Source organism: Umezawaea endophytica, assembly GCF_025061645.1.
Classification (GTDB): Bacteria; Actinomycetota; Actinomycetes; order Mycobacteriales; family Pseudonocardiaceae; genus Umezawaea; species Umezawaea endophytica.
Map to the genome: position 1 here is coordinate 384812 of NZ_JANYMP010000002.1, position 26755 is coordinate 411566.

Consider the following 26755-nt stretch of genomic DNA (forward strand, 5'->3'; position numbering starts at 1 on the left):
CTGAAACCGATGGTCATCAGAACGTTCCGCGCGCGAATAGTTCCGCTCCGGACGATTCGGTCTATGCTGGGCGCATGACCTCGAAGAACGTCGACCTCCTGATGCTGCTGAAGGTGACCGGCCACGCGTTGGAGACCGAGCTGGCGGCCCGGCTCGCGGCGGTCGGTGTCACGCCGCGCGCGCAGTGCGTGCTGACCAACGCGCTCGCGGGCGAGCGGACGCAGAGCGAGTTGGCCGAGCTGTCGAACCTCGACAAGACCACCATGGTCGTGACGATGGACGCCCTGGAGAAGGCCGGGCTGGCCGAGCGACGGCTGTCGAGCACGGACCGGCGTGCGCGGATCATCGTGGTGACCGACGACGGGCGCGAGGTCGTGGCGAAGGCTCGTCAGGTGGTCGAGGAGCTGTACGACGACGTGCTGGGGTCGTTGCCCGAGCAGCAGAGCGCGGCGCTGGTGGACGGGCTGTCCGGGCTGCTCGAAGGCAGGCTGGCGGAGAAGGTGGAGTGCGAGAACCCGCCGCGGCGACGGGCCGTGAAGTCGGTAGTTCATTAATAGATAGTCCCGTTCGGAACTATCTGCTACGGTCGCTTCTGGTATCGACGAACCAGGGGGACCGATGACTGACACCGCACGACGGCCCGTGGACTCGAGATGGCTCGCCCTCGTGGTCCTGTGCGCCGGAATGCTGATGATCGTGCTCGACCAGACGATCGTGAACGTGGCGCTGCCCGCGATCCAGGCCGACCTCGGCTTCACCCAGGGCGGCCTCGCGTGGATCGTGAACGCCTACCTCATCGCCTTCGGCGGTCTGCTGCTGCTCGCGGGCCGCCTCGGCGACCTGATCGGCCACAAGCGCGTGTTCGTGCTCGGACTGGTCGTGTTCACCGTCGCGTCGCTGCTCTGCGGCCTGTCGACGACGCCGGAGATGTTGATCGGCGCCCGCTTCGTCCAGGGCGTCGGCGGCGCGCTGTCCACCGCCGTGACGCTGGGCATGATCGTCAAGATGTTCCCCCAGCCCAAGGAGCAGGCGAAGGCGATCGGGGTGTTCAGCTTCGTCGCCGCCGCGGGCGCCTCGATCGGCCTGCTGCTGGGCGGTGTGCTCACCCAGGGTCTGAACTGGCACTGGATCTTCTTCGTCAACGTGCCGATCGGCGTCGCCGCGGTGGTGCTGGCGTCCCGGCTCATCCGCACCGAAGCGGGCATCGGTCTCGGCGAAGGCGCCGACATCCTGGGCGCGGTGCTGGTCACGGGCGCGGTGATGCTCGGCGTGTACACGATCGTCCAGGCCGGACCGGACGCCCGCACCCTCGTGCTCGGCGCGGTGGCCGTCGCGCTGCTGGTCGGGTTCGTGGTGCGCCAGGCGAAAGCGGCGAACCCGTTGCTGCCGCTCAGGGTGTTCCGCTCGCGCAACGTCGCGGGCGCGAACGCCGTGCAGGTCTTGATGGTCGCGGGCATGTTCGGCATGTTCTTCCTCGGCACGCTCTACATGCAGTTCGTGCTGGACTACGACGCCCTGCGGATCGGGTTGGCGTTCCTGCCGGTCGCGGTCTCCATCGGCACGCTGTCCGTCGGCTTCTCGGCCCGCCTGAACGCCCGCTTCGGCGAGCGGAACGTGCTGGTGCTCGGCCTGGTCCTGGTGTTCGTCGGCCTGCTGCTGTTCGTGCGCGCGCCCGTGGACGGCACCTACCTGGAGCACCTGCTGCCGGTGATGCTGCCGCTGGGCATCGGTGTCGGCCTGTCGTTCCCGGCGCTGATGACGCTCGCCATGTCCGGCGCGACGCCGGACGACGCGGGCCTGGCGTCCGGGCTGGTCAACACCACCGCGCAGGTCGGCGGCGCGCTGGGCCTCGCGATCCTGGCGACCACGTCCACCTCGCGCACGGCGACCCTGCTCGCCGAGGGCGTGCCCACCGCGCAAGCGCTGACCAGCGGGTTCCACCTGGCGTTCGGCATCAGCGCCGGGCTCGTCGCGCTCGCGCTGGTCGTCGCCGTCACGGTCGTCCGGCCGATCGCGGTCACCGCCACCGACGCGCCCCGGCCGATGGCGTTCCACTAGCTAGTGGTCGGTCAGCTCCGTGCGCGACAGGACCTCGTCGGAGCGGAGGATCTCGAACTTCCGGTCGTCGGCGCCGATCACCTTCAAGAAGCCGGGAGGCGTGTCCACGACGTAGTACTCGTGGGTGCCGCTGGTCGTCTCCACGCGTTCCAGCGGCACCCACGGCGGCGACGACCAGCGCCGCGACCACCACCGAGACGCGGGACCGCCGCAGCAGGAACGTGATCGGGTCGCGCAGCCGAGGGTGCCGGTGCGCCCGTTCCAGCAGCACCAGCACGACGGCCAGCACCGCGGCACCGATCGGCACCCACCAGCGGTGGTAGGTCTTCACGTGCGAGATCAGCAGCGCCACCAGCACGACCAGCACCAGCGTCCCGCCGAAGCGCACCCGCTTGCCGTCGACGCGGGTCGCGGCCAGGTACAGGAACGCGAACGGCAGCGCCACGATCAGCAGCACGCTGCTGATCCGCGAGTCCGCCATGAACGTGCCGAGGAACAGGCCGGGCGCGTCGTCCAGGTCCAGGGTGTGCAGGAGCGCGAACGCCGTGTGCCAGTCGTAGTGCGACACGGCCAGCAGCCTCAGCAGCACGAACAGCACGGCGGCACTGGTCAGCATCGAACCCGCGTGGCTCTTGGCGGGCTCGGTCGTCTCCGGCTCGGTCGTCACGGCGAGCACTATCCCATCGGGGCGCGCGCCGAGCGGTCGCTACCCTGTGCGTGGCCCCCGTGTCACGGGTTCGGCCATTCCCCGTACGAAGGAGTACAGACGGCCGTGTCTGAGCGCACCCTGGTCCTGGTCAAGCCCGATGGCGTCAGCCGTGGTCTCGTCGGCGAGGTGATCGCCCGCATCGAGCGCAAGGGCCTCACCCTGGCCGCACTCGAACTGCGGACCGTCGACCGCGCCACCGCCGAGCAGCACTACGCCGAGCACGATGGCAAGCCGTTCTTCGGCGACCTCGTCGAGTTCATCACCGGCGGCCCGCTCGTCGCGATCGTCGTCGAGGGCACCCGCGCGATCCCGGCGTTCCGCCAGCTCGCGGGCGGCACCGACCCGGTCGAGAAGGCCACGCCCGGCACGATCCGCGGCGACTTCGGCCTGGAGGTCCAGTTCAACCTCGTCCACGGCTCCGACTCGCCCGAGTCGGCCGAGCGCGAGATCAAGCTCTGGTTCCCGGCTCTCTGACACCCCACCGCACGCCGTGGGGGTCTCCCTCACGGCGTGCGCCTGCGGGGTGAGGAGCCGTTGCCGCCCGGTGTCGAGCCGCGCAGTTCGACGTGCGGGGCGTGGCCCAGCGGCAGGTGCATGCGGACCGAGTCGAAGCGCTGGTCGCCGACCGCGATGGAGTTCGGGAGTCGTCCCCACTCGCGGAAGCCCAGTTCCTCGTACAGCCCGATCGCGCCGAGGTTGTTGCCGCGCACGCCGAGGTACAGCACCTCCAGGCCCGCGGACCGGGCGTCCTCGACGACCGCCTCCACCACGACCCGCCCCAGGCCAAGGCCGCGGGCGGACGGGTGGGCGGTGACCTTGCCCAGTTCGGCGCAGTTCTCGAAGACCTTGGCTGGGTCGCGCTGCCACGTCGCCGTCGCGCGCACGACGCCGTCGACGCGTGCCACCACGAGCGCCGCGTCGCCCGCGCGGACGCGGGTCAGCACGCCGTCCAGCCACGTGTCGGTGGCGGTCCGGTCCGGGGGCGTCTGCCAGCCGATCGCGCCACCCGCGGCCACGACCGCGTGCAGCACCTCGTGCACTTCGCGTCGCAGCCGGTCGTCGGCGTCCTTCGGCCGGTCGAGGTCGATTTCCACGTGACGAGGCTAAAACCCGGCAGGAATTGTCGGTGCACCCGGTTAGGGTCGATCACGTGACCACTGCCGAACCGGTCCTCGTCCGGGCCAACGGGTTGACCAAGCACTTCGGCGACTTCGAAGCGGTGCGGGGCATCGACGTCGAGGTGCGCAGGGGGGAGGCGTTCGGCTTCCTGGGGCCGAACGGCGCGGGCAAGTCGTCGACCATGCGGATGATCTCCTGCACGTCGCCGCGCACGGGCGGTGAGCTGTCGGTGCTCGGCCTCGACCCGAACACCCAGGGGCCGACGATCCGCGCGCGCCTCGGGGTGGTGCCGCAGACGGACAACCTCGACACCGAGCTGACGGTGCGGCAGAACCTCCAGACGTACGGCCGGTACTTCGGCCTGTCCCGCGCGCAGGTCCGGGAGAAGGCGATCGAGCTGCTGGAGTTCGCGCAGCTCGCCGACCGGGCCGACCACGAGGTCGAGCCGCTGTCCGGCGGCATGAAGCGCAGGCTGACGATCGCCCGCTCGCTGATCAACGACCCCGACCTGCTGCTGCTCGACGAGCCCACGACGGGCCTCGACCCGCAGGCCCGCCACCTCCTGTGGGACCGGCTGTTCCGGCTCAAGCAGTCCGGCGTCACGCTCATCATCACCACGCACTACATGGACGAGGCGGAGCAGTTGTGCGACCGGCTCGTCGTCATGGACGGCGGCAAGATCGCGGCCGAGGGGTCGCCGAGCGAGCTGATCAGCCGCTACTCGACCCGTGAGGTGCTCGAACTGCGGTTCGCGCCCGGCACGCAGGAGGCCGTCGTGCCGTCGGTGGTCGACCTGGCCGAGCGGGTCGAGGTGCTGCCGGACCGGCTGCTCCTCTACACGAAGGACGGCGAGGGCGCGTTGGGCGCCGTGCACGGGCGGGGCGTGCGCCCGCTGTCGAGCCTGGTGCGCCGCAGCACGCTGGAGGACGTCTTCCTCCACCTCACCGGCCGCACGTTGGTGGACTGATGGTGGAGACGACGATCCCCAGCCGGTCCACCGGTGTGGTGCTGAGCCCGGTGCGCGCGACCCTGATCGGCGTCGAGAAGCACTGGACGTGGTACCGGCGCAACTGGCGGGCGACGGCCATCTCCAGCTTCCTCCAGCCGGTGCTGTTCCTGGTGGCCATGGGCTTCGGCTTCGGCTCGCAGGTCCAGCCCGGCGAGGCGACCGGCGGCCAGACGTACCTCGTGTACCTCGCGCCCGCGCTGGTGGTCGTGACGGCGGTGCAGAACGCGACCTGGGAGTCGACGTACGCGGTGCTGTCCGCGTTCATCTGGCAGAAGTCGTACTGGGGCGCGGTCGTGACCCCGGTGACGCCCGCGCAGATCTTCTCCTCGCAGCTCACCTGGATCGCGTTCCGCCTGGTCAGCAGCGCGGCGGTGTTCCTGCTGGTCGCGGCGGCGCTGGGCGCGGTCAGCGGGCCGGGCGTGGTGCTGGCGCTGCCGTTCGCGGTGCTCGCGGGCCTCGCGTTCGCCGCGCCCGTGGTCGCGTTCTCGGCCACCCGCGAGACCGCGGAGGGCTTCAGCGGCCTGTTCCGGTTCGTGGTCATCCCGATGACCCTGTTCACCGGCGCGTTCTTCCCGATCTCGCAGCTTCCCGAGTGGCTGCGGCCGATCGCGTGGGTCACCCCGGTGTGGCACGGCGTCGAACTGGCGCGCGGCGCGACGTTCGGCACGCTGCGGCTGCTCCCGGCCCTCGGCCACGTCGGGTACCTGGTGGCGATGGTGGCCGTCGGGGTCGTGCTGGGTCGCAGGTACTACCAACGCAGGCTGGCGGTGTAGACGGTGACCCAGACGGTCGACCAGAAGAGCGCGGACCCCCGTCCCGGCGCGGGCCTGTCGTTCCGCATCGTGCCGCCCGGCCTGTACGCGGGGCGCGCGAGCGTGCTCGTGGAGCGCTCGTTCCTCGTGTACCGGCGCCTGTGGCTGTCGTTCGTGTCCGGCTTCTTCGAGCCGCTGTTCTTCCTGCTGTCGCTGGGGTACGGCTTCGGCAGGCTGGTGTCGGAGGTCGAGGGCCCCGGCGGCCACCTGATCAGCTACCCGCTGTTCGTCGCCCCCGCGCTGCTCGCCGCGTCCGCGATGAACGGCGCCGTGTTCGACTCGACCTACAACGTGTTCTTCAAGTTCAAGTACGGCAAGCTCTACGACGCCATGCTCGCCACCCCGATGGGCCCGCTGGACATCGCGATCGGCGAGATCTCCTGGGCGCTGCTGCGCGGCGGCATGTACTCGGGGGCGTTCCTGGCGGTCATGCTCGGCATGGGGCTGATCACCTCGCCGTGGGCGCTGCTCGCCCTGCCCGCGTGCCTCCTGGTCGCCTTCGCGTTCGCCGCCGTCGGCATGGCCGCGACGACGTTCATGCGCTCGTGGCAGGACTTCGACCTGGTCCAGCTCGCCGTGCTGCCGCTGTTCCTCTTCTCCACCACCTTCTTCCCGCTGTCGGTCTACCCGCCGCTGCTCGGGACCGTCGTCACGTGGACCCCGCTCTACCACGCGATCGAACTGCTCCGCGGCCTCACGACCGGGGTCGTCGGCTGGGGCATGCTCGGCAACGTCGCCTACTTCGCCGTCATGGCCGCCGTGGGCCTGGTCATCGCCGCCAGGAGGTTGGGAACGCTGCTGCTGAAGTGAGGTGGAGGGGGCCACGGGCGGCTCTCCGGTTCGTCCACCCGGAAGGATGCCGTTACCCTGGTTCTCCGTGACGGTCGAGTCGGTCTTCCCCATGTTGGAACCCCTGCTGCCCAGGGTCTCGAAGCCCGTGCAGTACGTCGGGGGCGAGCTGAACGCGACCGTCAAGGACTGGGACGCCGCGGCCGTCCGCTGGGCGCTCATGTACCCGGACGCGTACGAGGTCGGGGTGCCGAACCAGGGCGTCATGATCCTGTACGAGATCCTCAACGAGCTGCCGGACGTGCTCGCCGAGCGCACCTACGCGGTGTGGCCGGACCTCGAAGCCCTGATGCGCGAGCACGGCGTCCCGCAGTTCACCGTCGACGGGCACCGCCCGCTCGCCGCGTTCGACCTGATGGGCATCAGCTTCGCCACGGAGCTGGGTTACACGAACATGCTCACCGCGCTCGACCTCGGCGGCATCCCGCTGCACTCGGTGGACCGCACCGACGAGCACCCGATCGTCGTCTCGGGCGGGCACGCGGCGTTCAACCCGGAGCCCATCGCGGACTTCATCGACTGCGCGGTGCTCGGCGACGGCGAGGAAGCCGTCCTGGAGATCACGGACATCGTTCGCGCGTGGAAGGCCGAGGGCTGTCCCGGAGGCCGCGACGAGGTGCTGACCAGGCTCGCGGAGACCGGCGGCGTGTACGTGCCGCGCTTCTACGACGTCGAGTACCTCCCCGACGGCCGCATCCAGCGCGTGGTGCCGAACCGCGAGCGCGTGCCGTACCGGGTGTTCAAGCGGACCACGATGGACCTCGACGCGTGGCCGTACCCGAAGCAGCCCCTCGTGCCGCTCGCCGAGAGCGTCCACGAGCGGATGAGCGTCGAGATCTTCCGCGGCTGCACCCGCGGCTGCCGGTTCTGCCAGGCGGGCATGATCACCCGCCCGGTGCGCGAGCGCTCCATCGAGGGCATCGGCGCGATGGTCCAGCGCGGACTGGAGGCGACCGGGTTCGAGGAGGTCGGCCTGCTGTCGCTGTCCAGCGCGGACCACTCGGAGATCGCCGAGATCACCAAGGGCCTCGCGGACCGCTACGAGGGCACCAACACGGGCCTGTCGCTGCCGAGCACCCGCGTGGACGCGTTCAACGTCGACCTGGCGAACGAGCTGTCGCGCGGCGGCCGTCGGTCCGGCCTCACGTTCGCGCCGGAGGGCGGCAGCGAGCGGCTGCGCCGGGTGATCAACAAGATGGTGTCCGAGGAGGACCTCATCCGGACGGTCAGCACGGCGTTCGCGAACGGCTGGCGGCAGGTGAAGCTGTACTTCATGTGCGGCCTGCCGACCGAGACGGACGAGGACGTGCTCCAGATCGCCGAGATGGCGAAGAACGTGATCCGCGCGGGCCGCGAGGTCAGCGGCCGCAAGGACATCCGCTGCACCATCTCCATCGGCGGATTCGTGCCCAAGCCGCACACGCCGTTCCAGTGGGCGTCGCAGTGCGACCCGGACACCGTGGACAGCAGGCTGGCCAAGCTCCGGGCCGCGATCAACTCCGACCGCAGCCTGGGCCGCAACATCGGCATGCGCTACCACGACGGCAAGCCGTCGCTGATCGAAGGACTGCTGTCGCGCGGCGACCGCCGCATCGGCAAGGTCATCGAGCGCGTGTGGCGCGAGGGCGGCCGGTTCGACGGCTGGTCCGAGCACTTCTCCTACTACCGCTGGGTCAACGCGGCCGAGGCGGAACTGCCCGCGTTCGGCGTCGACCTCGCCTGGTTCACCACGCGTGAGCGCGAGGAGCTGGAAGTCCTGCCCTGGGAGCACCTGGACTCGGGCCTGGACAAGGAGTGGCTCTGGGCGGACTGGCAGGACGCGCTGGACGAGCGGGAGCAGGACGACTGCCGCTGGACCCCGTGCTTCGACTGCGGCGTCTGCCCGGCGATGGGCACCGACATCGAGGTCGGGCCGACCGGTCGCACCCTGTTGCCGTTGACGCCCGTCGGCGGCGGTTCCCCGGTCCGCAACCCGTCCCTCAGCACGCTGACCAATTAGGACACCGGGAGCGTTCCCGGTTTCCTGATGGCGACGCGGTTCGCGAGAGCCGCCGAAGAAAACCCGTTGTCGCCTGCGGAACTCGGGGCCACTGTGGACGAACGCAAAAGAACTACTGAAAGAACGCAATTCCCGCGAACTCGGGTCACTCGACGACGCGGTTCATCTTGATGGCGCGCATCGGGCACGCGTGCGCCGCGGCCTCGACCAGTGGTGTCTGGGAGGCCTCGGGGTTCTTCGCGTACCGCAGCCGACCGTCCTCCAGTAGCCGGAACACCTTCGGCGCCTGGGACGCGCAGATCCCGTAGTGGTGGCACCGCTGGTGGTCCACGCTGACGGCGATCTTGTCCTTCACCTCGGTGCGCACGGTCGCGGACTGGGGGTTCCGCGGGTCCACGACGGGCGTGGGCTCCTCGGGCGCGGGGGAGTTGTCCACGACCACGTGGGGTGTGTCCACCAGGCCGATGCGCGCGAGGTGCTCGGGGGGCAGGAACCGCAGGATCGTCAACGTGATCGCGGGCGCGAGCAGCGTGATGCCGCCCAGCCACAGCGTGGACACCGATCCGTTGGCCGCCGCGCCCAGCCAGGAGTGCATCGCGACGAGCCACACGCCCACGTAGGAGAAGCGGTGGAAGTTGACCCACTGCGAGGTCTCCAGGACGCGGTGCAGCCCCGCGGTGATCGCCACGGCGATCATGAGTTCCAGGCCGACGATCCCCAGCGCGTGCCTGGCCAGGCCGCCGTCGACGAACGGCAGGACCACCTGGAGGAAACCGAGGCCGCCCGAGTCGAGCAGCAGGAACGCCAGTCCGTGCGTCAGGCCGGTCGCGAGCGTGAAGGTCGCCAGCACGATGTGCCCGCCGCGCAGGGCCTGTCTGCCCGTCAACCGGTGGACCCAGCCGGTGGCCGTCAGCACGCCCCAGCACAGCGTCAGGCACATCGCGACGTAGGCCATGCGCGCCGACAGCGCGGAGACCGCGCGGACGCCCGCGTCGTATGAGGTGGCCGCTACAACCGTTTGCACGATGTGAGCGTTCATAACATTTCCCCCGACAAGGTCTAGATCGTTTTAGTGTGCGGCCCGATAAGTACTACGAACCGCCGTCGGAGTGGTTCGATCAAGTAGTCTATCCTGCCCGTGATCTGCATCACAGTACTCTTGCGTAACTCCCTTCGAACTATGGCGTCAGCTTGCGGAACTCTGTCGATGTCTTTCCGAAAGATACTGTACCGAAGTTTTTATCAGAGATTTGGATTGCCATCTAGCGTGCCGTACGATCCTGTTGTATCAATTAGATCGCAGGCGCACTTCCGGTCGCCGATAAGGAGGTCGGGGTGCCCCATCCGCCGCTGGGACTCCGGGAGGTTGGTTTCTCCATGAATGCGCTGGGCGGAGCCTTGGCGGATCCTCGCAAGCAGGTCGAGAACGGCACCTCCAAGCGTCAGGCCGAGGAGCTGGTCACCGAGCTCTACGGACAGTTCAGAGGAGCGTTGTTCGCACACGTCCTCGGCCTCACGGGTCATGATCGTCAATGGACCGAGGACGTCGTGCAGGAGACGTTGATCAGGGCGTGGCAGAACTCCGAGAACCTCGTCCGCGATCCTCGCATGTTGCGCGGATGGCTACTGACAGTGGCCCGCCGGATCGTGATCGACGGGTGGCGCACGCGTCAGGCCAGGCCGCAGGAGGTGGAGTTGACCTCGCCGGACAGCATGGAAGCGCCGGATGAAACGGATCAGGCCCTCTCACTCATGGTAATCACGCAGGTGATCGGCAGGCTGGGCGAGGAACACCGGGCGGCGATCTACGAAACGTACGTCCGCGGCCGGACGATCAAAGAGGCGGCCCTCGTGCTCGGGATTCCCGAGGGCACGGTGAAGTCGAGGCTGTACAAGGCCATGCAGATTCTTCGAGGCGCACTGCGCGAGCGAAGCTGACACCGCAGAGGGGCGAGGCCGATGTCGTCACATTCCGACGTCGCCGCGTACGTGCTCGGCGTCCTCGATGAGGGCGCCGAGCTCGCATTTAATGACCATCTGGTGCTCTGCGTTCGCTGTCAGCGGGAACTCGACGAATTCCGGACGATTCCGCAGGTGCTCACGCAGGCCGAGCAATTCGGGCTATTGGCACGTCGAATTCCCACTTCGCCCCATTCGGACAAGCGGCGGTTCGAGGACTGCGGTGCACCGGTTCGGGGACTGCTGTTCATCGCGGCCGGTGTGCTGCTCGTGGCCGTGGTGGCGGCGCTGGTCATCTCCCTGCCCGTCGGCCACGGGGCGCTCCAGGCCGACGACCACCTCTCGTCGGTGTTGCGATCGTGGGGCTGACCCACCGTCCGATCGCGCCGTACCGCCGATCGGCCTACGACTTCCTGGGGTCAAGTCTCGCTCAACGGGACGGCCACGTCTCTACGGTGGGTACCGAAGGAAATCCGGGTCCGACCCGGAGCGGGCTCTCGGTACCGAAGGCCGAGCGGAACGCCCGGTCTGGACACATGCCATACGGTGGTGCTCCCCGCTCCCACGGCCTCGCGTGCACCGTGCCAGGCGCCGCAGATCGGAGCCACGAGTGACATCCCCAGTGCCCGCGTGGGTGGTCCACAGACCCGTGCTCGTGCCCGCGGCGCAGACGGCCTGCCTCGGTCGCGAGGCCGAGCTGCGGACCATGCGGTCCATGCTGGCGAAGGTGGCCGTCGGCCGGTCGGCGATCGTCACGATGACCGGTGAGCTCGGCGTCGGGAAGTCCGTGCTGTTCGACGCCACCGCGGAACTCGCCAGGAGCATGGGTTTCGCCGTCGCCGTCGGCCACGGGGCCCGGCTGGAGACGCACCTCGACGGCGGGGTCATCCGCCAGCTCGCCGACGACCTGGACGGCGCGGACGTCGACCTGCGCCCCGACCGCGTCTCGTCGCTGGAGTCGTTCTACCGGCTCGTCCGCCAGGCCGCGGAGAAGCGGCCGCTCCTCATCATCGTGGACGACATCCACGTCACCGACATCTGGTCGATGCGGTCCATGGCCTACATCCGCCGCCGGACCACCGACCAGCCCGTCCTCATCATGCTCGGCTCCACCACCGGCCACCCGCCCGCGGGCGAGGTGTCGCTCCAGGAGCTGACCGGGTGCAGCGCCGAGACCGTCGTCCTCGAAGGACTCGACCTCCGCGGCGTCACCGAACTGCTCAAGGCCAACATCGCCGCCCCGGTCCACGCCGACCTCGCCGCCGCGTGCTTCGACGTCACCAAGGGCAACCCGTACCTGCTGCACTCCATGCTCGGCGCGCTGCGGGCCCGGTTCGGCGGCGAGATCGGCGCGGTCACCCCCACCGAGGTCCACGAGCTGGCGGGCACCGACATCGGCGAGCAGCTCCGGGTCCGCCTGCGTCCGCTGCCGGGCTGCGCCGAGATCGTGCGCGCCGTGGCGGTCCTGGGCGACGAGGCCACCGTGGACATGGTCGCCGCGATGTCCGGAGTGGACCACACCCAGGCGCTGCGCGGCATGGACGCGTTGGTGCGCCTGCGAATCCTCCGCAACAGCCATACGGTGTCCTTTCGACACCCGTTCGTCCGCAACGCCGTCCTGCACGACCTCCCGGTCGCGACCCGCGCCGCCGACCACGCCCGCGCGGCCCGGCTCCTCGCCGACGCCGACGCGCCGGACGTGCAGATCGCCGCGCACCTCCTCCAGGCGCGCGGCATCCACGTCGCCTGGGGCCTGGACGTGCTCCGCCGCGCCGCCCGCGCCGCCGCCCACAACGGCGATCTCGACCTGGCGGTGGCGCTCCTCGAACGCGCGCTCGACGAACCGCTCACCCCCGACGACCGCTTGGCCGTGCAGCTCGAACTGGTCCACGTCGAGTTCCTCGGTGACTCGGCCAAGGGCATGGCCCGGTTGCGCGAAGCGCTGGCGCACGCCGACGACGTCCGCTCCGCGGTCGGCCAGGCCGTGACGATGCTGCTGCGGGCGTGCACGGCCCACGAGGCCCGGCTGGCCCTCTCGATCGGCCTCCAGGTGCAGTCCCGGCTCAGCTCCCAGGAGAAGGACGAGCACTGGGAGCTGCGAGCGATCTGCTACCTCGCCGCGGCGGGCAACGACCTCGGTCTGGCACTGCGCGCCAGCCTGTTCACCGAGGAGCTCGAAGCGGAGGTGCCGGACGACCCGAGGCTCCGCCAGCTCCACTCGGTGATCATGTCGCTCGGCCACGCGCTGCGCGGCGACTCCGCACTCGAAGCCGTCCGGTACGCCGACGAGGCGCTCGCGGGCGACCGCATGGACGTGTTCGTCCAGCCGTTCGTGTTCACCCTCTCGACGTGCTTCCTGGTCGACGCGCCCGAGCTGTCGGACAAGTTCCGCCGGATGATCGGCAGCACGTCCGAGCCCCACGACTTCCACCTGCGCAAGGGCACCGTCGTGTCGCTGGCGCACGGCATGGACTTCCTCGCGGCGGGTGAGTTGATCAGGGCGAAGACGCTGCTCAAGTGGCAGATGCGCCTCTTCGACGAACTGGGCGCCGTCCAGGACTGCCCGATGGCCATCCTCTGCGCCGCCCGCCTCACCGAGGTGCTGGTCGACCTCGGCCGCGTCGACGAGGCCCGCGACCTGCTCGTCCGCAGTGGGTTCGCGGGGGAGCTGCCTGAGCTGTTCCAGCACAACCTGGTGCTCTACTCGCGCGGCAAGCTCAAGCTGGCCACCGGGGACGACGACGGAGCGCTCGCCGACCTGCTGGAGTGCGGGCGTCGGCTGGAGGCCTCGGCCGTCGACAGCCCCGCGGTCATCCCGTGGCGCGCGCTGGCCGTTCGCGCGTACCTGGCGCTGGGGCAGCGGGAGTCCGCCGCGACGCTGGCCAAGGAGGACCACGAGATGGCCCGGCAGTGGGGGTCGCCGAGGTCGTTGGGCACCGCGCTGCTGTCCATCGGCCTGAGCGCCGACGACGAGGAAGCGGCCACCAGGGCGCTGCTGAAGGCGACCGAGTACCTGGCGGAGTCCACCGGCAGGCTCCAGCTCGCCGAGGCGTTCTTCGAGCTGGGGGCCCAGCTCCGCAGGCGGGGCCAGCCGGAGCGGGCCATCCCGTACCTGCGCCGGGCCGTGGAGCTGAGCGCCAAGTGCGAGTCCCAGCCCCTCATCCGCCTGGCGGGCGACGAACTGCGCGCCTGCGAGCCCGTCACCGCCGAGGGCACGGTCCACGGCCTCACCAAGCAGGAGACCCGCGTGGCGGGCATGGCGGCCCAGGGGCTGACCAACCGCCAGATCGCCGAGGCCCTCTTCCTGACCCGCCGGACCGTGGAGCTGCACCTGTCCGGCGCCTACCGCAAGCTCGGCATCACCGGCCGCACGGACCTCGCCGAAGCCCTCAGCCAGCACCGCGCCCCCCAGTCGGGCTAGGCGCCGCTGCTCACGAGGTGGGAGCGCTCTCGCCACTCGGCAGGGCAAAACTGTCGGACCCCACCCGTACCGTGTGCGTCGGGGGGTCCTCCACGACGGGCGACCCCCGCTCCGCGCTCACCTGGTGACGGCGGCGAGCGCGTCGACCAGCCCGTGGCCGTAGAAGCCGTTGTACTCGGAGTACCCCATGCAGTACGCGTCCTGCGCCCCGGTGCCGTTCAGGTCGTAGTCGGCCGGGCAGGGCAGGGTCTCCGACTGGTCGTTCAGCATCCGGCTCAACTGCGGTGCCGTGGCCTCCGGGTGCACCGACGCCAGCAGCGCCGCGACACCGGACACGTGCGGCGTCGCCATCGACGTCCCGCACGAGTAGTCGTACCCCGCCGGCACGGTCGACAGCACGCAGCCGTCCACGGCGTCATCCGGCACCTGCTTGCGGTCGCCGCCCGGCGCCGTCAGGTCCACCGCGCCGAGACCGTACGAGCTGTACCCGGTCTTCACCTTGTCCGCGCCGACGGACGACACCGCCACGACCGACCGCAACTGCGCGGGCAGCACCAGGCAGGTGTTGTCCAACGCGCGGGGCCGCAGCTCCTCCGCGTTGGTCGGGCTCTGCGAGTCGCGGCCGGGCTTGCTCAGGTCGGTCGCGCTGTTGCCCGCCGCGGCCACGGTCAGCACACCGCTGTCGGACGAGTAGTCGACCGCCCGGCGCACCGCCTCGTACACGACCCGCTGCCCGACCTGGTTCTGGCAGGTGAACACCCACGGGTCGATGAAGTAGCTGTTGTTCGTGATCGTCATGCCGTGCACGGCGGCCCACATGAACCCGCACACCGCGTACTCGGGGTAGATGTACCCGTCGTCGTCCACGACCTTCACCGACGCGATCCGCACGCCCGGCGCCACACCGGTCGTGCCGCGCCCGTCGTCCGCCGCGGCGATCGTCCCGGCCACGTGCGTGCCGTGCGCCGAGGTCGTCGGCGACCACGCGGCGACCGAGCTGTCGGCCCTGCCGCTGGTCGCGCAGCCCGCCGACAGGCCGGGGTCCAGCGCTCCGACGAGGTCCGGGTGGCTCGGGTCGATGCCGGAATCCAGCACGCCGACGACCACGTCGCGGCTGCCGTTGTTGATCGCGTGGGCCTCGGCGGCCCTGATCAGGTCCATGTCCCACTGCTCGACGGTCCGGTCGACGGCCCCGCCGCGCGACGCCTTGCCCATCCCGGTCTCGTCGACCTTCTTCCGCGTCACGGCGCCGTTCAGCTTGGAGATCGCCTCGGCCTGGGCGCTGTACGCGCGGTCCGCGCCCATCCGCCGCCCGAACGTCGGGTCGGGGGAGGTCGCGACGGCGACGGAGATCTGCGGGTAGTACACGGTCGACGTGCCGCACGCGGCCGCGATCTGGGCCTCCGCGATCGGCTGGCTCGTGCCCTGGTCGAAGACGACGAGGTAGCGCAGCGTCGGGCCCGGTTGCACGCAGCTCGCGATCGGCGCCGTGAACGGGTCGGGTTGCGCGGCCGCGGTGGCGGACGCCACCGTGCTCCCGCTCGCGAGCAGCACAACGCTGACCGCGACCGCTCGGGCGCGGCGGAGCAGAGGCACGGGGGACCTCCATCGCTGGGCGGACGGTGTTCGACGGCGCCGGGTGACCGTTGTAGGCGGACGGTAACGACGTGCGGCGAACCAGACAACCTCAACGGGTGGAACCCCTCCACGGTACCGTCCCCCTGGAGTAGCAGCCTGGGCCGTTGGGGTGCTGGTCACACCGACAGCCCGGCCGGAGGAGCCCGCCCGTGAGGAGCACACGCTGAGTCGCCAGAACCAGCCCAACAACCCGTCCGCCGCGGCGGTGCAGAAGCTCCGCCTGTGCTATGCGAAGCGTGGCAGGTTGCGCTTCACCTCGCACCGCGACGTGGCGCGCAGCTTCGAGCGCGCGCTGCGCCGGGCAGGCGTGCCGATGGCGTACTCGCAGGGCTTCAGCCCCCGGCCGAAGGTGTCCTGGATCGGCGCGTCGCCGACCGGGGTGGCCAGCGAGGCCGAGTACGTCGAGGTCCAGGTCGTGGAGCTGCTGGACGTCGAGAGGCTGCGGGTCGCGCTGGACGAGGCGCTGCCGCCGGGCCTGGACGTGCTGGAGATCGTCGTCTCGTCCGGCGGGAACCTCACCGAGCGCATCGAGGCGAGCGAGTGGCGGGTCGAACTGGACGGCGTGTCGCCCGCGGAACTGCGGACTGCCGTAGCCGCGCTGCTCGCCGCCGAATCGGTCGAGGTGGAGCGCGCGACCAAGGACGGGAAGAGGATCATCGACGTCCGTCCGGCCGTGGTGTCGGCGCTGGTGGAGGACCAATCGAGCGACGCAGGCCACGATGGGCCTGATTTGTCACGACCGTGTGGGATACTCGTGACGGTCGTACGGCAGACAACACCTACCGTTCGACCCGATGACGTGCTGAGCGCGCTCCGCGTCGTCGCCGACCTGGTTCCGCCGGTGCCCGCGAAGGCGACCCGGATGGCACAGGGACGGCTCGACGACGATGGTGCACTGGTAGACCCGTTAGCCCAGGACAGGGTGGCGGAGTCCAAGCCGGTGACCGGGGAGCAGGGGCGCCGCTAAGGGTGTCTTCGTTGAGGACCTGCCGGCTGTGCGCCCGTGCTCGAAGAGCGCGGATACCGGTCGGCGAAGGCAAGGATTCCCGCCGCCAGCCGCGGCGGAGAGTGGACTAGAGAGGCCCCTGCGCGGCCGCGTCTTCTGCTAGACGCGCCCGGGGGCGGAGGAGCTGCATGTCGAACACGGACAAGCCTGCCGGTAACCCCGGCGGGGATAACGTCACATCCGCACACCCGGAACTGGCCGATCTACCGGCCAAGCTCCGCGTGCACGCGCTGGCGAAGCTGCTGGGGGCCAGCAGCAAGGACGTCGTGGCCGCTCTCGCCGATCTGGGCGAGACGGTGCGCGGGGTCCAGTCCAGCGTGAGCCGGGACATCGCGCTGAAGGTGGCCGAGAGCCTGCTGAACTGGGACGACGTCGTCTCCGGTGAGGTCGACGTCGAGGTGCACGAGGAGCCCGCGATCCCGGCGAGGCAGGTCAGGGACCTGGCCGCGCTCACCCCGCTGTTCGCGCCGCCGTCCGCGGTGTTCATGGCGCCGACCGCGCCCGCCCCCCAGGCCGAGGAGCCCGCGCCCAAGCGGGGCCGCGGCCGGGCGAAGCCGGTCGTCGTCGAGGAGCCCGCCGAGCAGTACGACGAGGACGCCGAGCTGGAGGCGGACGCCGACCAGAACGACGCCGCCGACGACGAGTCCGGTGAGGACAGCGACAGCCGTCGCCGTCGTCGCCGCGGCCGCCGCGGCCGTGGTCGCGGCAAGGGCGCCGAGGACAGCGGCGAGGAGAACGAGGGCACCGAGGAGTCCGAGGAGGAGGACGCCGAGGCGTCCGCCGACCAGGACGACCAGGGCTCCGACGAGGGCACGGACGGCGGCAGCCGCCGTCGGCGTCGCCGTCGTCGCCGCAAGACCGGCGCCGAGGACGAGCCCGCGGTCACCGAGGACGACCCGCCGAACACGGTCGTGCACGTCCGCGAGGTGCGGGAATCCCGCGATGCGCGGGACGACAAGGCCGACTCCGAGGCGGCCCAGAGCGAGGTGCGCAGCATCCGGGGCTCGACCCGCCTGGAGGCGAAGCGCCAGCGCCGCAGGGACGGCCGCGAGGCCGGGCGTCGCCGCGTGCCGGTGCTGTCCGAGGCCGAGTTCCTGGCCCGCCGCGAGGCCGTGGAGCGCACGATGGTCGTCCGCGAGCGCGGCGACCGAACCCAGATCGGAGTCCTGGAGGACGGTGTCCTCGTGGAGCACTTCGTGACCTCGTCCGGCACCGGTTCGCTGGTCGGCAACGTCTACCTCGGCCGGGTGCAGAACGTGCTCCCGAGCATGGAGGCCGCGTTCATCGACATCGGCCGCGGCCGCAACGCCGTGCTGTACGCCGGTGAGGTGGACTGGGACGCAGCCGGTCTCGAGGGCAAGTCCCGCAAGATCGAGCAGGCCCTCTCCAGCGGCGACAGCGTGCTGGTCCAGGTCACCAAGGACCCGGTCGGCCACAAGGGCGCCCGCCTGACCACCCAGATCAGCCTGCCCGGCCGCTTCCTGGTGTACGTGCCCGGCGGCGGCGCGACCGGCATCAGCCGCAAGCTGCCGGACAACGAGCGCAAGCGCCTCAAGGACATCCTCAAGCGCGTGGTCCCGGAGGACGCGGGCGTCATCATCCGCACCGCGTCCGAGGGCATCGCCGAGGACGAGCTGGGCCGCGACGTCACGCGCCTCCAGGCGCAGTGGCAGGTCATCAAGGACAAGGCCGCCACGCCGAAGGCGCAGGCGCCGCAGCTCCTGTACGAAGAGCCGGACCTGCTGGTCAAGGTCGTCCGCGACCTGTTCACCGAGGACTTCTCCGCGCTGATCGTCCAGGGCGCGGACGCCTGGGAGACGATCGACGGGTACGTCCGCCACGTGGCGCCGGACCTCCAGGACCGGCTGCGCAAGCACATCGGCCAGTCGGACGCGTTCGTCGAGCACCGCATCGACGAGCAGTTGCTCAAGGCGCTCGACCGCAAGGTCTGGCTGCCGTCGGGCGGCTACCTGGTGATCGACCGCACCGAGGCCATGACGGTCATCGACGTCAACACGGGCAAGTTCACCGGATCGGGTGGCAACCTCGAGGAGACGGTGACGCGCAACAACCTGGAGTCGGCGGAGGAGATCGTCCGCCAGCTCCGGCTGCGCGACATCGGCGGCATCATCGTCATCGACTTCATCGACATGGTGCTGGAGTCGAACCGCGACCTGGTGCTGCGCCGCCTCACCGAGTGCCTCGGCCGCGACCGCACCCGCCACCAGGTCGCCGAGGTCACCTCGCTCGGCCTGGTGCAGATGACCCGCAAGCGGGTCGGCACCGGTCTGCTGGAGGCGTTCAGCACCACGTGCGAGCACTGCCGCGGTCGTGGCGTCGTGGTGTCGACGGACCCCGTGCACGCGCACGGCGCCCCGGCGCAGGCTCCTGCCGCCCCGCAGCAGCAGCCGCAACAGCAGCAGCCGAGCCGCAAGTCCCGGCAGCGCAACCGCGGTGGCGGCGAGTCGGCGGAGCAGGTCGAGACCACGCCGGTCGAGGTCGAGCCCGCGGCGGTGGCCGAGGTCGTCGAGCAGGCGCCCGTCGCACCGTCCACTCCGGACGTCCCGGTGGTGGATCCCGTTGTGGACACGAGCGAAGCGGCCGTGCTGCTCGACCAGGACGCGCAGGCGGGCCAGGACGGTGCCAAGCGCGACCGCCGCGACCGCAACCGGGAGCGCCGCCGTGCGCGCCGGGACGCGGGTGCGGCGAAGCAGGTCCAGGAGCCCGTAGGTGATGCTCCTGAGACTGTCGTGGCGGCTGTTGTCGAGGCTCCGGCTGTGGTCGAACCGGTTGCGCCGCAAGCGCCCCTGAACGGTCACGTGCCCGAGCAGGCCGACCAGGAGCCGCCCACCGTGGTGGCCCCGCGCAGGCGGACGTCGCGTCGCGCGGCGACCCGTCCCGCGGGCCCGCCCGTCGGCGTGACCGAGGGCTGACAGGGCTTCACGGCGAAGGGCCCGTACCGATCCGGTGCGGGCCCTTCGACTTTTTGTGGTGTCGGGCACAGCGGACGGCGGGTCGAAGTGCCGCGAACACCCGTGGGCGCACCGTTTTCCGGGCCTCGAATCCTGCCGCTGACCAGCGGGTTCAGGGCTCGTGGACCCCAGTTTGACCTCGCCGCACACGGCCACGTAACCTGGTACACGGCCCGCCGTCCGGTGGGCCCTGTCGTGTGTAGCCCGGCGACTCTGATTCACGTAATGGTGATTCACGAAAGCCTGGGCGCGCACGGCCCCGTCACCGTCGAGTAGCAGGAGACTTCCGTCCTGATGTACGCGATCGTCAAGACTGGCGGCAAGCAGTACAAGGTGGCTGTCGGCGACGTCGTCGAGGTCGAGAAGCTCGAGGGCGCCCCGGGCACTGAGTTCACTTTCCCGGCGCTACTCGTCGTGGACGGCACTGACGTCACCGCAGACGCTGAGGCCCTCGGGAAGATCTCGGTGACCGGCAAGGTCGTCGAGCAGACCAAGGGTCCCAAGATCCGCATCCACAAGTTCAAGAACAAGACCGGCTACCACAAGCGGCAGGGTCACCGTCAGAAGCTGACCCGCGTCGAGGTTACCGGCATCACCGGTAAGTGAGGACCTGACTAGCCATGGCACACAAAAAGGGTGCATCCAGCTCCCGTAACGGCCGCGACTCCAACGCTCAGTACCTGGGCGTCAAGCGGTTCGGTGGTCAGGTCGTCAAGGCCGGCGAAATCCTGATCCGCCAGCGCGGCACCAAGTTCCACCCCGGTGTGAACGTCGGTCGCGGCAAGGACGACACGCTGTTCGCCCTCGCCCCCGGCGCGGTCGAGTTCGGCACGAAGCGCGGTCGCAAGACTGTCAACATCGTGCCCGTCGAGGCCAAGGTCGCTGCGTAGCTCTGACCTGAATCCACCGAGCGCCGTGTGTCCGCCACCGCGGACCCACGGCGCTCGGCGTTTGTCCCCGTTTTCGTTGATCCTCTGGAAGTGAGTTCCCGTGTCCCGGTTCGTCGACCGAGTGGTTATCCACGTCGCCGCAGGCGAGGGTGGCAACGGCTGCGCGTCGGTGCACCGGGAGAAGTTCAAGCCGCTCGGCGGTCCTGACGGCGGCAACGGCGGCAAGGGCGGCGACGTCGTCCTGGTCGTCGACTCGAACGTGCACACGCTGCTGGACTTCCACTTCCGCCCGAACGCCTCCGCCACGAACGGCAAGCAGGGCCAGGGCGCCAACCGCGACGGCGCGAACGGCGAGAACCTCGAACTGCGCGTGCCGGACGGCACCGTGGTCCTCACCGAGGACGGCAAGGTCGTCGCCGACCTCGTCGGCGAGGGCACCCGGATGATCGCCGCGCGCGGCGGCCGTGGTGGCCTCGGCAACGCGCAGCTCGCGTCCAGGGCCCGCAAGGCGCCCGGTTTCGCGCTGCTCGGCGAGCCCGGCGAGAACGGCGACTTCGTCCTCGAACTGAAGTCCGTCGCCGACGTCGGCCTGCTGGGCTTCCCGTCGGCGGGCAAGTCGTCGCTGATCTCGGTCCTCTCCGAGGCCAAGCCGAAGATCGCCGACTACCCGTTCACCACCCTGGTCCCGAACCTGGGCGTGATCACCGCGGGCGCGACCGTCTTCACCATGGCGGACGTGCCCGGCCTGATCCCCGGCGCCAGCGAGGGCAAGGGCCTCGGCCTGGACTTCCTGCGCCACATCGAGCGCTGCGCGGTCCTCGTGCACGTCGTCGACTGCGCGACGTTCGAGGCGGGCCGCGACCCGCTGTCGGACATCGACGCGCTCGAGGAGGAACTGGCGAAGTACACGCCGTCCCTCGGTGGCGACCTGTCGGACCGGCCGCGCCTGGTCGTGCTGAACAAGATCGACGTGCCGGAGGCGCGTGAACTCGCGGAGCTGGTGCGCGAGGACATCGAGGCCCGCGGCTTGCAGGTGCTGGAGATCTCGACCGCGACCCGCGAAGGCCTGCGCGAGCTGACGTTCGCGCTCGGCGCGGTCGTCGAGGAGTACCGCGCGACCAAGCCTAAGCAGGAGTCGACCCGGATCGTGCTGCGGCCGACCGCCGTGGACGACGAGGGCTTCACCGTCCACGACGACCCGGAGACCGAGGGCGGCTTCATCGTCAAGGGCGACCGCCCCGAGCGCTGGATCCGGCAGACGGACTTCTCCAACGACGAGGCCGTCGGCTACCTCGCGGACCGCCTCGCCCGCATGGGCGTGGAAGAGGTGCTGGTCAAGCGCGGTGCCGTGCCCGGCGCCCAGGTCACCATCGGAGACCTGGTGTTCGACTGGGAGCCGACGACGCCCGCGGGCATCGCGATGACCATGACCGGCCGCGGCACCGACCTGCGGCTGGAGAGCAACGACCGGATCGGCGCGCACGAGCGCAAGGCGCTCAAGAAGGCGCGTCGGCTGCCCGGTGTGTACGACGAGGACGACTTCGAGGAGTGATGATCGGCGGCGTGGAGGTCTCGTTGGCCCGCAAGGCGGTGGCCTCGGCCACCAGGGTTGTCGTGAAGGTCGGGTCCTCCTCGTTGACGACAGCCGAGGGCGGGCTCGACCCGTCCCGGCTGGACGCCCTGGTCGACGCGTTGGCCGCCCGCCGGGCCGCTGGTAGCCAGATCGTGCTCGTCTCGTCGGGTGCCATCGCCGCGGGCTTGGCGCCGTTGGGCCTGTCCCGCCGTCCGAAGGACCTGGCGACCCAGCAGGCCGCCGCCAGCGTCGGCCAGCTCGCGCTGGCCCACGCGTACGGCAACTCGTTCGGCCGGTACTCGCTGACCGTCGGCCAGGTCCTGCTGACCGCTGACGACGTGGTCCGGCGCTCGCACTACCGCAACGCCCAGCGCACCCTCTCGCGCCTGCTGGCGCTCGGGGTCGTGCCCGTGGTGAACGAGAACGACACCGTCGCCACGGAGGAGATCCGCTTCGGCGACAACGACCGCCTCGCGGCGCTGGTGGCCCACCTCATCGGCGCCGACGCCCTGTTCCTGCTGTCCGACGTGGACGCCCTGTACGACGGCGACCCGCGCCTGGCCGACGCCCGCCGCATCACCGAGGTGGGCGGCCCGGACGACGTGGACGGCGTCCGGGCGGGCACCGGCGGCGCCCTGGGCACCGGCGGCATGGCCTCCAAGCTCGCCGCCGCCACCCTCGCCGCCTCCGCGGGCATCCCGGTCCTCCTCGCAGGCGCGGGAGACGCCGCCCGCGCCCTGGGCGACCCCGACGTGGGCACCGCGTTCGCCGCCACCGGCACCCGCTTGACCGCCCGCCGCTTCTGGCTCGGCTACGCCGCCGACGCCAACGGCACCCTGGTGCTGGACGACGGCGCCGTAGCCGCCGTCGTGAACCGCAGGCGTTCCCTGCTGGCGGCGGGCATCACCGCCGTGCAGGGCACGTTCGAGGCGGGCGACGTGGTCGAACTGGCGAACCTCACCGGCCAGGTCGTGGCCAGGGGAGTGGTCGCCTACGACGCCACCGAACTCCCAGCCCTCATCGGCCGCTCCACCCACGACCTCCCAGCCGAACACCGCCGCGAGGTCGTCCACGCAGACGACCTGGTCTCCCTCCGCCGCCCCTGACCACCCGTGCCGGGCCAGCACCGCGGCACTCCGGATCACCTTGCGCCGGATGGCATCGCGTTGCCCCCCGACCACCCGGTGCCAGTGACACCGCGTCCCTGGTCACCTTGCCACCGCCCTCGACCACCTGGCGCCAGAGGACTCCGCGTCACCCCGGCCGTTAACCCTCACTGCCGCGCGGTTGCGTGGCCACCAGTGCCTTTGCTCGCTTGGCAGCCGTGGCTCAGCCGGCGAGTGCGGCGGTCACGGCCATCGTGTCCTGGTACTCGCGCCAGTGCGCGATTTTGCCGTCACGCGCCCGCAGCACCCCGACGAACGCCGCCGACCCCTGCTTCCCGGTGATCGTCGACCGTCCCACCAGCACGTACTCCACCACGATCACGTCGGGATCGGCGGTGTCGTGGATGACGACGTCCCGGCAGTCCTCGATCCGCACCGGCAACACCTCGCGGCCCGCCTTGGCGAACGCGACGAACGCTTCCCGCCCCTCGAACCGCTTGGGTCGGCCTGGTGCGGCGAACGGTGTCTCCACCACGACGTCGTCGGCCCACAGGTCGTCCACGGCCGCCGGGTCGTCGATCCAGGCTCGACGCATCGACTCGTACACCTCGCGTGCGGTCATCGGAACCCTCCAGTAAGATGAGCGAAGACTCAGCTTCGGACGATAATGAGTCATGACTCAACTTGTCAACGAAGGGAACGCGATGCGCGCGGACGCCCAGCGCAACCGGGCACGCATCCTGGCCGCCGCCGACGAGGTCTTCGCCGCCAAGGGGGCCGCCGCGTCGACCGAGGAGGTCGCCGCCAAGGCGGGGGTGGCCATCGGCACGGTCTTCCGGCACTTCCCGACCAAGAACGACCTGCTGACCGCGCTGATGAAGGAACTCGTGCGCGAACTCGCCGCAGAGGTCGAATCCCTTGTCCGACAAGGAGATCCGGCCACGTCGCTGTTCACGTTCTTCGCCCACCTGGTAGAGCGCGCGTCCTCGCGCAAGACCGTGGTCGACCTGCTCGGCGTCGACATCCGGGTGTCGGAACAGCTCCAACTGCTCCGCGAAGCGGTCGGCATCCTGCTCGACCAGGCCCAGGCGGCCGGAGTCGTGCGGTCGAACGTGCTGCTGGACGAGGTGATGGCGCTGCTGGCGGCCACCAGTCAGGGCGCGCTGCACTCCGGCTGGGACGCCGACCTCCGCGAGCGCACCCTGGCGATCATCTTCACCGGTTTGCGCTCAGCGCAACTCTGACCCCTTGGTCTCCGGCAGGGTGAGGATCACCAGGAACGCGATCGTCGCGCCCGCCGCCACGTAGTAGAAGTACACGTCCGACAGCCCGCGGCCCGCGAGCCAGGCGATCACCAGCGGGGCGGTGCCGCCGAACAGCGCCACCGTGAGGTTGTACCAGGCGCCGATCCCCAGTCCGCGCAGCTCGGTCGGGAACAGCTCGCTCATCGCCGCGGGCGCGATCGACGTCATCATCGTGTACAGCCCGAGCCCGACGCAGAACACGACCAGCGGACCGGTCAGCCCCGGCTTGAGCAACGACGACAGCGGCACCACCAGCACGGCCGTGGCCGCCGACCAGACCAGCAGTTGCGGCTTGCGCCCGAACCGGTCCGACAGCGCGCCCATGGGGTACTGGAGCGCGATGAACAGGACCGTCGCGATCGACAGCGCCAGGAACACGTCCACGGCGTCGACCCCGCGGTTCTTCACCGCGAACGGCGTCAGCGCGGAGAAGAACGTGTAGTAGCAGAGCGTGGACAGCATGGTGAACCCGACGAGCCGCCCCACCGCCTTCGGGTGCTCCCGCAGCGTCGTCAGCAGCGGTCGGTGAAGGCGCTCGGCCTTCACCTTGTTCTGCTCGAACTGCTCCGTCTCCTCCAGGCTCCGGCGTAGCCACAGCCCCAGCAGCCCGAGCAGACCGCCGACCAGGAACGGGATCCGCCACCCGAACGATTCGAGCTGCGCCTTGCTCATGGTCCGCGCGAGCGTGAACCCGATGAGCGACGCGACGAGCACGGCCGTGCCCGTCGAGATGTAGAAGAACGACGAGTACCGCCCGCGCCGCGCCGGTGGCGCGATCTCCGCCAGGTACGCCGACGCGTTGGAGACCTCCCCGCCCAGCGACAGCCCCTGCGCGATCCGGGCGAGCAGCAGGAGAACGGGCGCCAGCCACCCCACCAGTTCGTAGGTGGGCAGCAGCGCTATCGCCGTGGACCCGCCCGCCATCAGCACGATGGTCAGGATCATCGCGGGCTTCCGGCCGCGCAGGTCGGCGAACCGCCCGAGCAGGTACCCGCCGAGCGGTCGGAAGAAGAACGCCAGCGCGTAGGTCGCGAACGTGTTCAGCAGCGCCAGTTCCGCGTTGCCGGACGGGAAGATCGCGGTCGCGAAGTAGATGCTGAACGTCGCGTAGATGGTCCAGTCGTACCACTCGATCGCGTTGCCGATGCTCGCCGCGATGAGCCTGCGAACCGGGAGTCGATGCCTCTGCCGCTCCACCTCCACCATCTTCGGACCTTCCCACATCGGGTCCTCGTTGAGTAGGTGATCACGGCCTGTGATCGGCACGGCGGGTCGAACCGCTCCGATTTTCACGAAGGCGTGACGGCGTTGAGGGGATTTGTAGGTCCAAATGGCCCAGTGGCATAGTGGTCCGATCGGCGGCACGGGTTCTGCCGATCATCCCCTCACGACATGGCTGGAGTCACGCATGCGCACCACCTCCGAGACGGTCCGCCACCTGGTCCGAGCCGCGGGAGCGTTCGCGCTGGCGGCGTCCACCGTCTTGGTGCTCGCCGGCGGCGCCCCGGCGGCGGCCAAGGGCGGCGAGACGTACGGGGACAACAACGCCACCACGTGCCCGCAGGCGCAGCGGACGGGCGACACGATCGCTTCCGACCAGGTCGAGTACTCGATCGACAGCAAGCGGTACCTCACCGTCACCGGTATCGGCGACTACGACATCACCGCCATCGTGGTCAAGGGCGGCGCCTCGTACCACACGTACTCCGTGTCCGACCTCGGCGAACTGCCGTGGACGCGGCTGCACGCCCCGCAGAACGAGAGCGGCAAGCCCGCCGAGATCAGCCACTGGTTCCTGTGTGGCACCAGGGGTGCGCCGTCGAGCAGCGCGGTCACCACGACGACGACGCCCAGCGTGACGACGACGACCACGTCCGGCTCGGCGACGGCCACGTCCAGCGGTTCGACGACCACGACCACCACGTCCGGTTCAACGGCGTCCACGTCGACCGGTGCTTCGACGCCGGACACGACGTGGACGACGACCCCGGCCACGAAGGTGACCACGACGACCATCCCGGCCGCCGCGGCGGGCGCGGGCAAGGACGACCTGGCGAGCACCGGCTTCGGCTCGATGTGGCTGCTGATCCTCGGCGGCGGCCTCGTCGCGCTGGGCATCGCGTTCGTGGCGTCGCCGAAGCTGCGCGGTCTCCTGCGCCGCTGATCGTCGGAGAGCGCCGCTGATCCTCGGTGGCGGCCTTGTCGTGCTGGTCGTCGCGTTCGTGGCGTCGTCGAAGTTGCGCGGCCTTCTGCGCCGCTGCTCCCTGGTGAGCGCCACTGATCGTCAGCAAGTGTCGGTGAGCGGAGGAGAGGGCCTGTGATCCCTCTCCT

The 26755-nt window shown here is 70.3% G+C and carries 24 protein-coding genes; 18 read left to right on the top strand and 6 right to left on the bottom strand.

All coding sequences use genetic code 11. The features are described 5' to 3' along the window. Nucleotides 1-74: 74 nt before the first annotated feature. Together NZH93_RS05260 and NZH93_RS05265 are read left to right on the top strand one after the other, a co-directional pair. Nucleotides 75-554, top strand: a complete 480-nt coding sequence (locus NZH93_RS05260) for a MarR family winged helix-turn-helix transcriptional regulator (protein ID WP_259621760.1) — start codon at nt 75-77, stop codon at nt 552-554. A 64-nt stretch (nt 555-618) separates the two neighbouring features. Further along, nucleotides 619-2058 (top strand): DHA2 family efflux MFS transporter permease subunit, encoded by a 1440-nt coding sequence (locus NZH93_RS05265; RefSeq protein WP_259621761.1) that lies wholly within the window; start codon nt 619-621, stop codon nt 2056-2058. Here NZH93_RS05265 and NZH93_RS05270 read toward each other — a convergent pair. Continuing rightward, on the bottom strand, nt 2018-2725 hold the full coding sequence (locus NZH93_RS05270; RefSeq protein ID WP_259621762.1) for a hypothetical protein: 708 nt from the start codon (nt 2723-2725) through the stop codon (nt 2018-2020). The two genes, NZH93_RS05265 and NZH93_RS05270, sit on opposite strands and share 41 nt — an antisense overlap. Before the next feature lie 105 nt (nt 2726-2830). On the opposite strand from NZH93_RS05270, the gene ndk reads away from it, so the two are divergent. Further along, the gene (ndk, locus tag NZH93_RS05275) at nt 2831-3241 is read left to right on the top strand and encodes a nucleoside-diphosphate kinase (RefSeq protein WP_259621763.1); all 411 of its coding nucleotides are present in this window, start codon (nt 2831-2833) and stop codon (nt 3239-3241) included. Nucleotides 3242-3270: 29 nt separating this feature from the next. On the opposite strand, the gene NZH93_RS05280 is transcribed toward ndk, so the two are convergent. Beyond that, on the bottom strand, nt 3271-3861 hold the full coding sequence (locus NZH93_RS05280) for a GNAT family N-acetyltransferase (protein ID WP_259621764.1): 591 nt from the start codon (nt 3859-3861) through the stop codon (nt 3271-3273). Between the two features lie 56 nt (nt 3862-3917). Here NZH93_RS05280 and NZH93_RS05285 point away from each other — a divergent pair, with 56 nt between their 5' ends. From NZH93_RS05285 to NZH93_RS05300, 4 genes are all read left to right on the top strand, one after another. Beyond that, on the top strand, nt 3918-4853 hold the full coding sequence (locus tag NZH93_RS05285) for an ABC transporter ATP-binding protein (protein ID WP_259621765.1): 936 nt from the start codon (nt 3918-3920) through the stop codon (nt 4851-4853). After that, a complete protein-coding gene (locus NZH93_RS05290) occupies nt 4853-5668 on the top strand; it encodes an ABC transporter permease (protein WP_259621766.1) in 816 nt (271 codons plus the stop codon). Before NZH93_RS05285 ends, NZH93_RS05290 begins: the two co-directional genes overlap by 1 nt. A 3-nt stretch (nt 5669-5671) precedes the next feature. Then, nucleotides 5672-6517 carry an ABC transporter permease gene (locus NZH93_RS05295; RefSeq protein WP_259621767.1) on the top strand — a complete coding sequence of 282 codons (846 nt, stop codon included), beginning with the start codon at nt 5672-5674 and terminating at the stop codon, nt 6515-6517. A gap of 67 nt (nt 6518-6584) precedes the next feature. Then, nucleotides 6585-8555 (top strand): TIGR03960 family B12-binding radical SAM protein, encoded by a 1971-nt coding sequence (locus NZH93_RS05300; protein WP_259621768.1) that lies wholly within the window; start codon nt 6585-6587, stop codon nt 8553-8555. Between the two features lie 145 nt (nt 8556-8700). Here the strand turns inward: NZH93_RS05300 and NZH93_RS05305 are convergent, their stop codons facing one another. Beyond that, entirely contained in the window at nt 8701-9579 is an 879-nt protein-coding gene (locus NZH93_RS05305) for a ferredoxin (protein WP_308214166.1), read from the bottom strand. 353 nt (nt 9580-9932) lie between these two features. On the opposite strand from NZH93_RS05305, the gene NZH93_RS05310 reads away from it, so the two are divergent. The 3 genes from NZH93_RS05310 to NZH93_RS50530 all read left to right on the top strand — a co-directional run bounded on the left by NZH93_RS05310 (nt 9933) and on the right by NZH93_RS50530 (nt 13935). Further along, complete coding sequence (locus NZH93_RS05310) at nt 9933-10493, top strand: sigma-70 family RNA polymerase sigma factor (RefSeq protein WP_276022899.1); 561 nt, start codon at nt 9933-9935, stop codon at nt 10491-10493. 21 nt (nt 10494-10514) lie between these two features. Continuing rightward, nucleotides 10515-10883 carry a hypothetical protein gene (locus NZH93_RS05315; protein WP_259621771.1) on the top strand — a complete coding sequence of 123 codons (369 nt, stop codon included), beginning with the start codon at nt 10515-10517 and terminating at the stop codon, nt 10881-10883. A gap of 241 nt (nt 10884-11124) precedes the next feature. Next, a complete protein-coding gene (locus NZH93_RS50530; RefSeq protein ID WP_259621772.1) occupies nt 11125-13935 on the top strand; it encodes a BREX system ATP-binding domain-containing protein in 2811 nt (936 codons plus the stop codon). 117 nt (nt 13936-14052) lie between these two features. Here the strand turns inward: NZH93_RS50530 and NZH93_RS05325 are convergent, their stop codons facing one another. Further along, entirely contained in the window at nt 14053-15531 is a 1479-nt protein-coding gene (locus NZH93_RS05325; protein ID WP_259621773.1) for a S8 family peptidase, read from the bottom strand. 247 nt (nt 15532-15778) lie between these two features. Here NZH93_RS05325 and NZH93_RS05330 point away from each other — a divergent pair, with 247 nt between their 5' ends. From NZH93_RS05330 to proB, 6 genes are all read left to right on the top strand, one after another. Beyond that, the gene (locus NZH93_RS05330; RefSeq protein WP_259622163.1) at nt 15779-16540 is read left to right on the top strand and encodes a TIGR03936 family radical SAM-associated protein; all 762 of its coding nucleotides are present in this window, start codon (nt 15779-15781) and stop codon (nt 16538-16540) included. A gap of 167 nt (nt 16541-16707) precedes the next feature. After that, the gene (locus NZH93_RS05335) at nt 16708-19512 is read left to right on the top strand and encodes a translation initiation factor IF-2 N-terminal domain-containing protein (RefSeq protein ID WP_259621774.1); all 2805 of its coding nucleotides are present in this window, start codon (nt 16708-16710) and stop codon (nt 19510-19512) included. A 333-nt stretch (nt 19513-19845) separates the two neighbouring features. After that, the gene (rplU, locus tag NZH93_RS05340) at nt 19846-20157 is read left to right on the top strand and encodes a 50S ribosomal protein L21 (protein WP_259621775.1); all 312 of its coding nucleotides are present in this window, start codon (nt 19846-19848) and stop codon (nt 20155-20157) included. A 14-nt stretch (nt 20158-20171) separates the two neighbouring features. Then, on the top strand, nt 20172-20441 hold the full coding sequence (rpmA, locus tag NZH93_RS05345) for a 50S ribosomal protein L27 (RefSeq protein WP_106192723.1): 270 nt from the start codon (nt 20172-20174) through the stop codon (nt 20439-20441). A 100-nt stretch (nt 20442-20541) separates the two neighbouring features. Further along, the gene (obgE, locus tag NZH93_RS05350; RefSeq protein WP_259621776.1) at nt 20542-21993 is read left to right on the top strand and encodes a GTPase ObgE; all 1452 of its coding nucleotides are present in this window, start codon (nt 20542-20544) and stop codon (nt 21991-21993) included. Continuing rightward, the gene (gene proB / locus NZH93_RS05355) at nt 21993-23120 is read left to right on the top strand and encodes a glutamate 5-kinase (RefSeq protein WP_259621777.1); all 1128 of its coding nucleotides are present in this window, start codon (nt 21993-21995) and stop codon (nt 23118-23120) included. The genes obgE and proB overlap by 1 nt, the downstream gene beginning before the upstream one ends. Nucleotides 23121-23343: 223 nt before the next feature. Here proB and NZH93_RS05360 read toward each other — a convergent pair whose 3' ends face one another. Further along, nucleotides 23344-23742 (bottom strand): nuclear transport factor 2 family protein, encoded by a 399-nt coding sequence (locus NZH93_RS05360; RefSeq protein WP_259621778.1) that lies wholly within the window; start codon nt 23740-23742, stop codon nt 23344-23346. A gap of 52 nt (nt 23743-23794) precedes the next feature. Between NZH93_RS05360 and NZH93_RS05365 the strand changes: the two genes are divergently transcribed. Beyond that, nucleotides 23795-24364, top strand: coding sequence for a TetR/AcrR family transcriptional regulator (locus tag NZH93_RS05365; protein WP_259621779.1), 570 nt, complete (start codon nt 23795-23797; stop codon nt 24362-24364). Here NZH93_RS05365 and NZH93_RS05370 read toward each other — a convergent pair. After that, nucleotides 24350-25648, bottom strand: a complete 1299-nt coding sequence (locus NZH93_RS05370; RefSeq protein WP_259621780.1) for an MFS transporter — start codon at nt 25646-25648, stop codon at nt 24350-24352. The genes NZH93_RS05365 and NZH93_RS05370 overlap by 15 nt on opposite strands. Nucleotides 25649-25832: 184 nt before the next feature. On the opposite strand from NZH93_RS05370, the gene NZH93_RS05375 reads away from it, so the two are divergent. After that, nucleotides 25833-26588, top strand: coding sequence for a hypothetical protein (locus tag NZH93_RS05375; RefSeq protein ID WP_259621781.1), 756 nt, complete (start codon nt 25833-25835; stop codon nt 26586-26588). Nucleotides 26589-26755 lie beyond the last annotated feature (167 nt).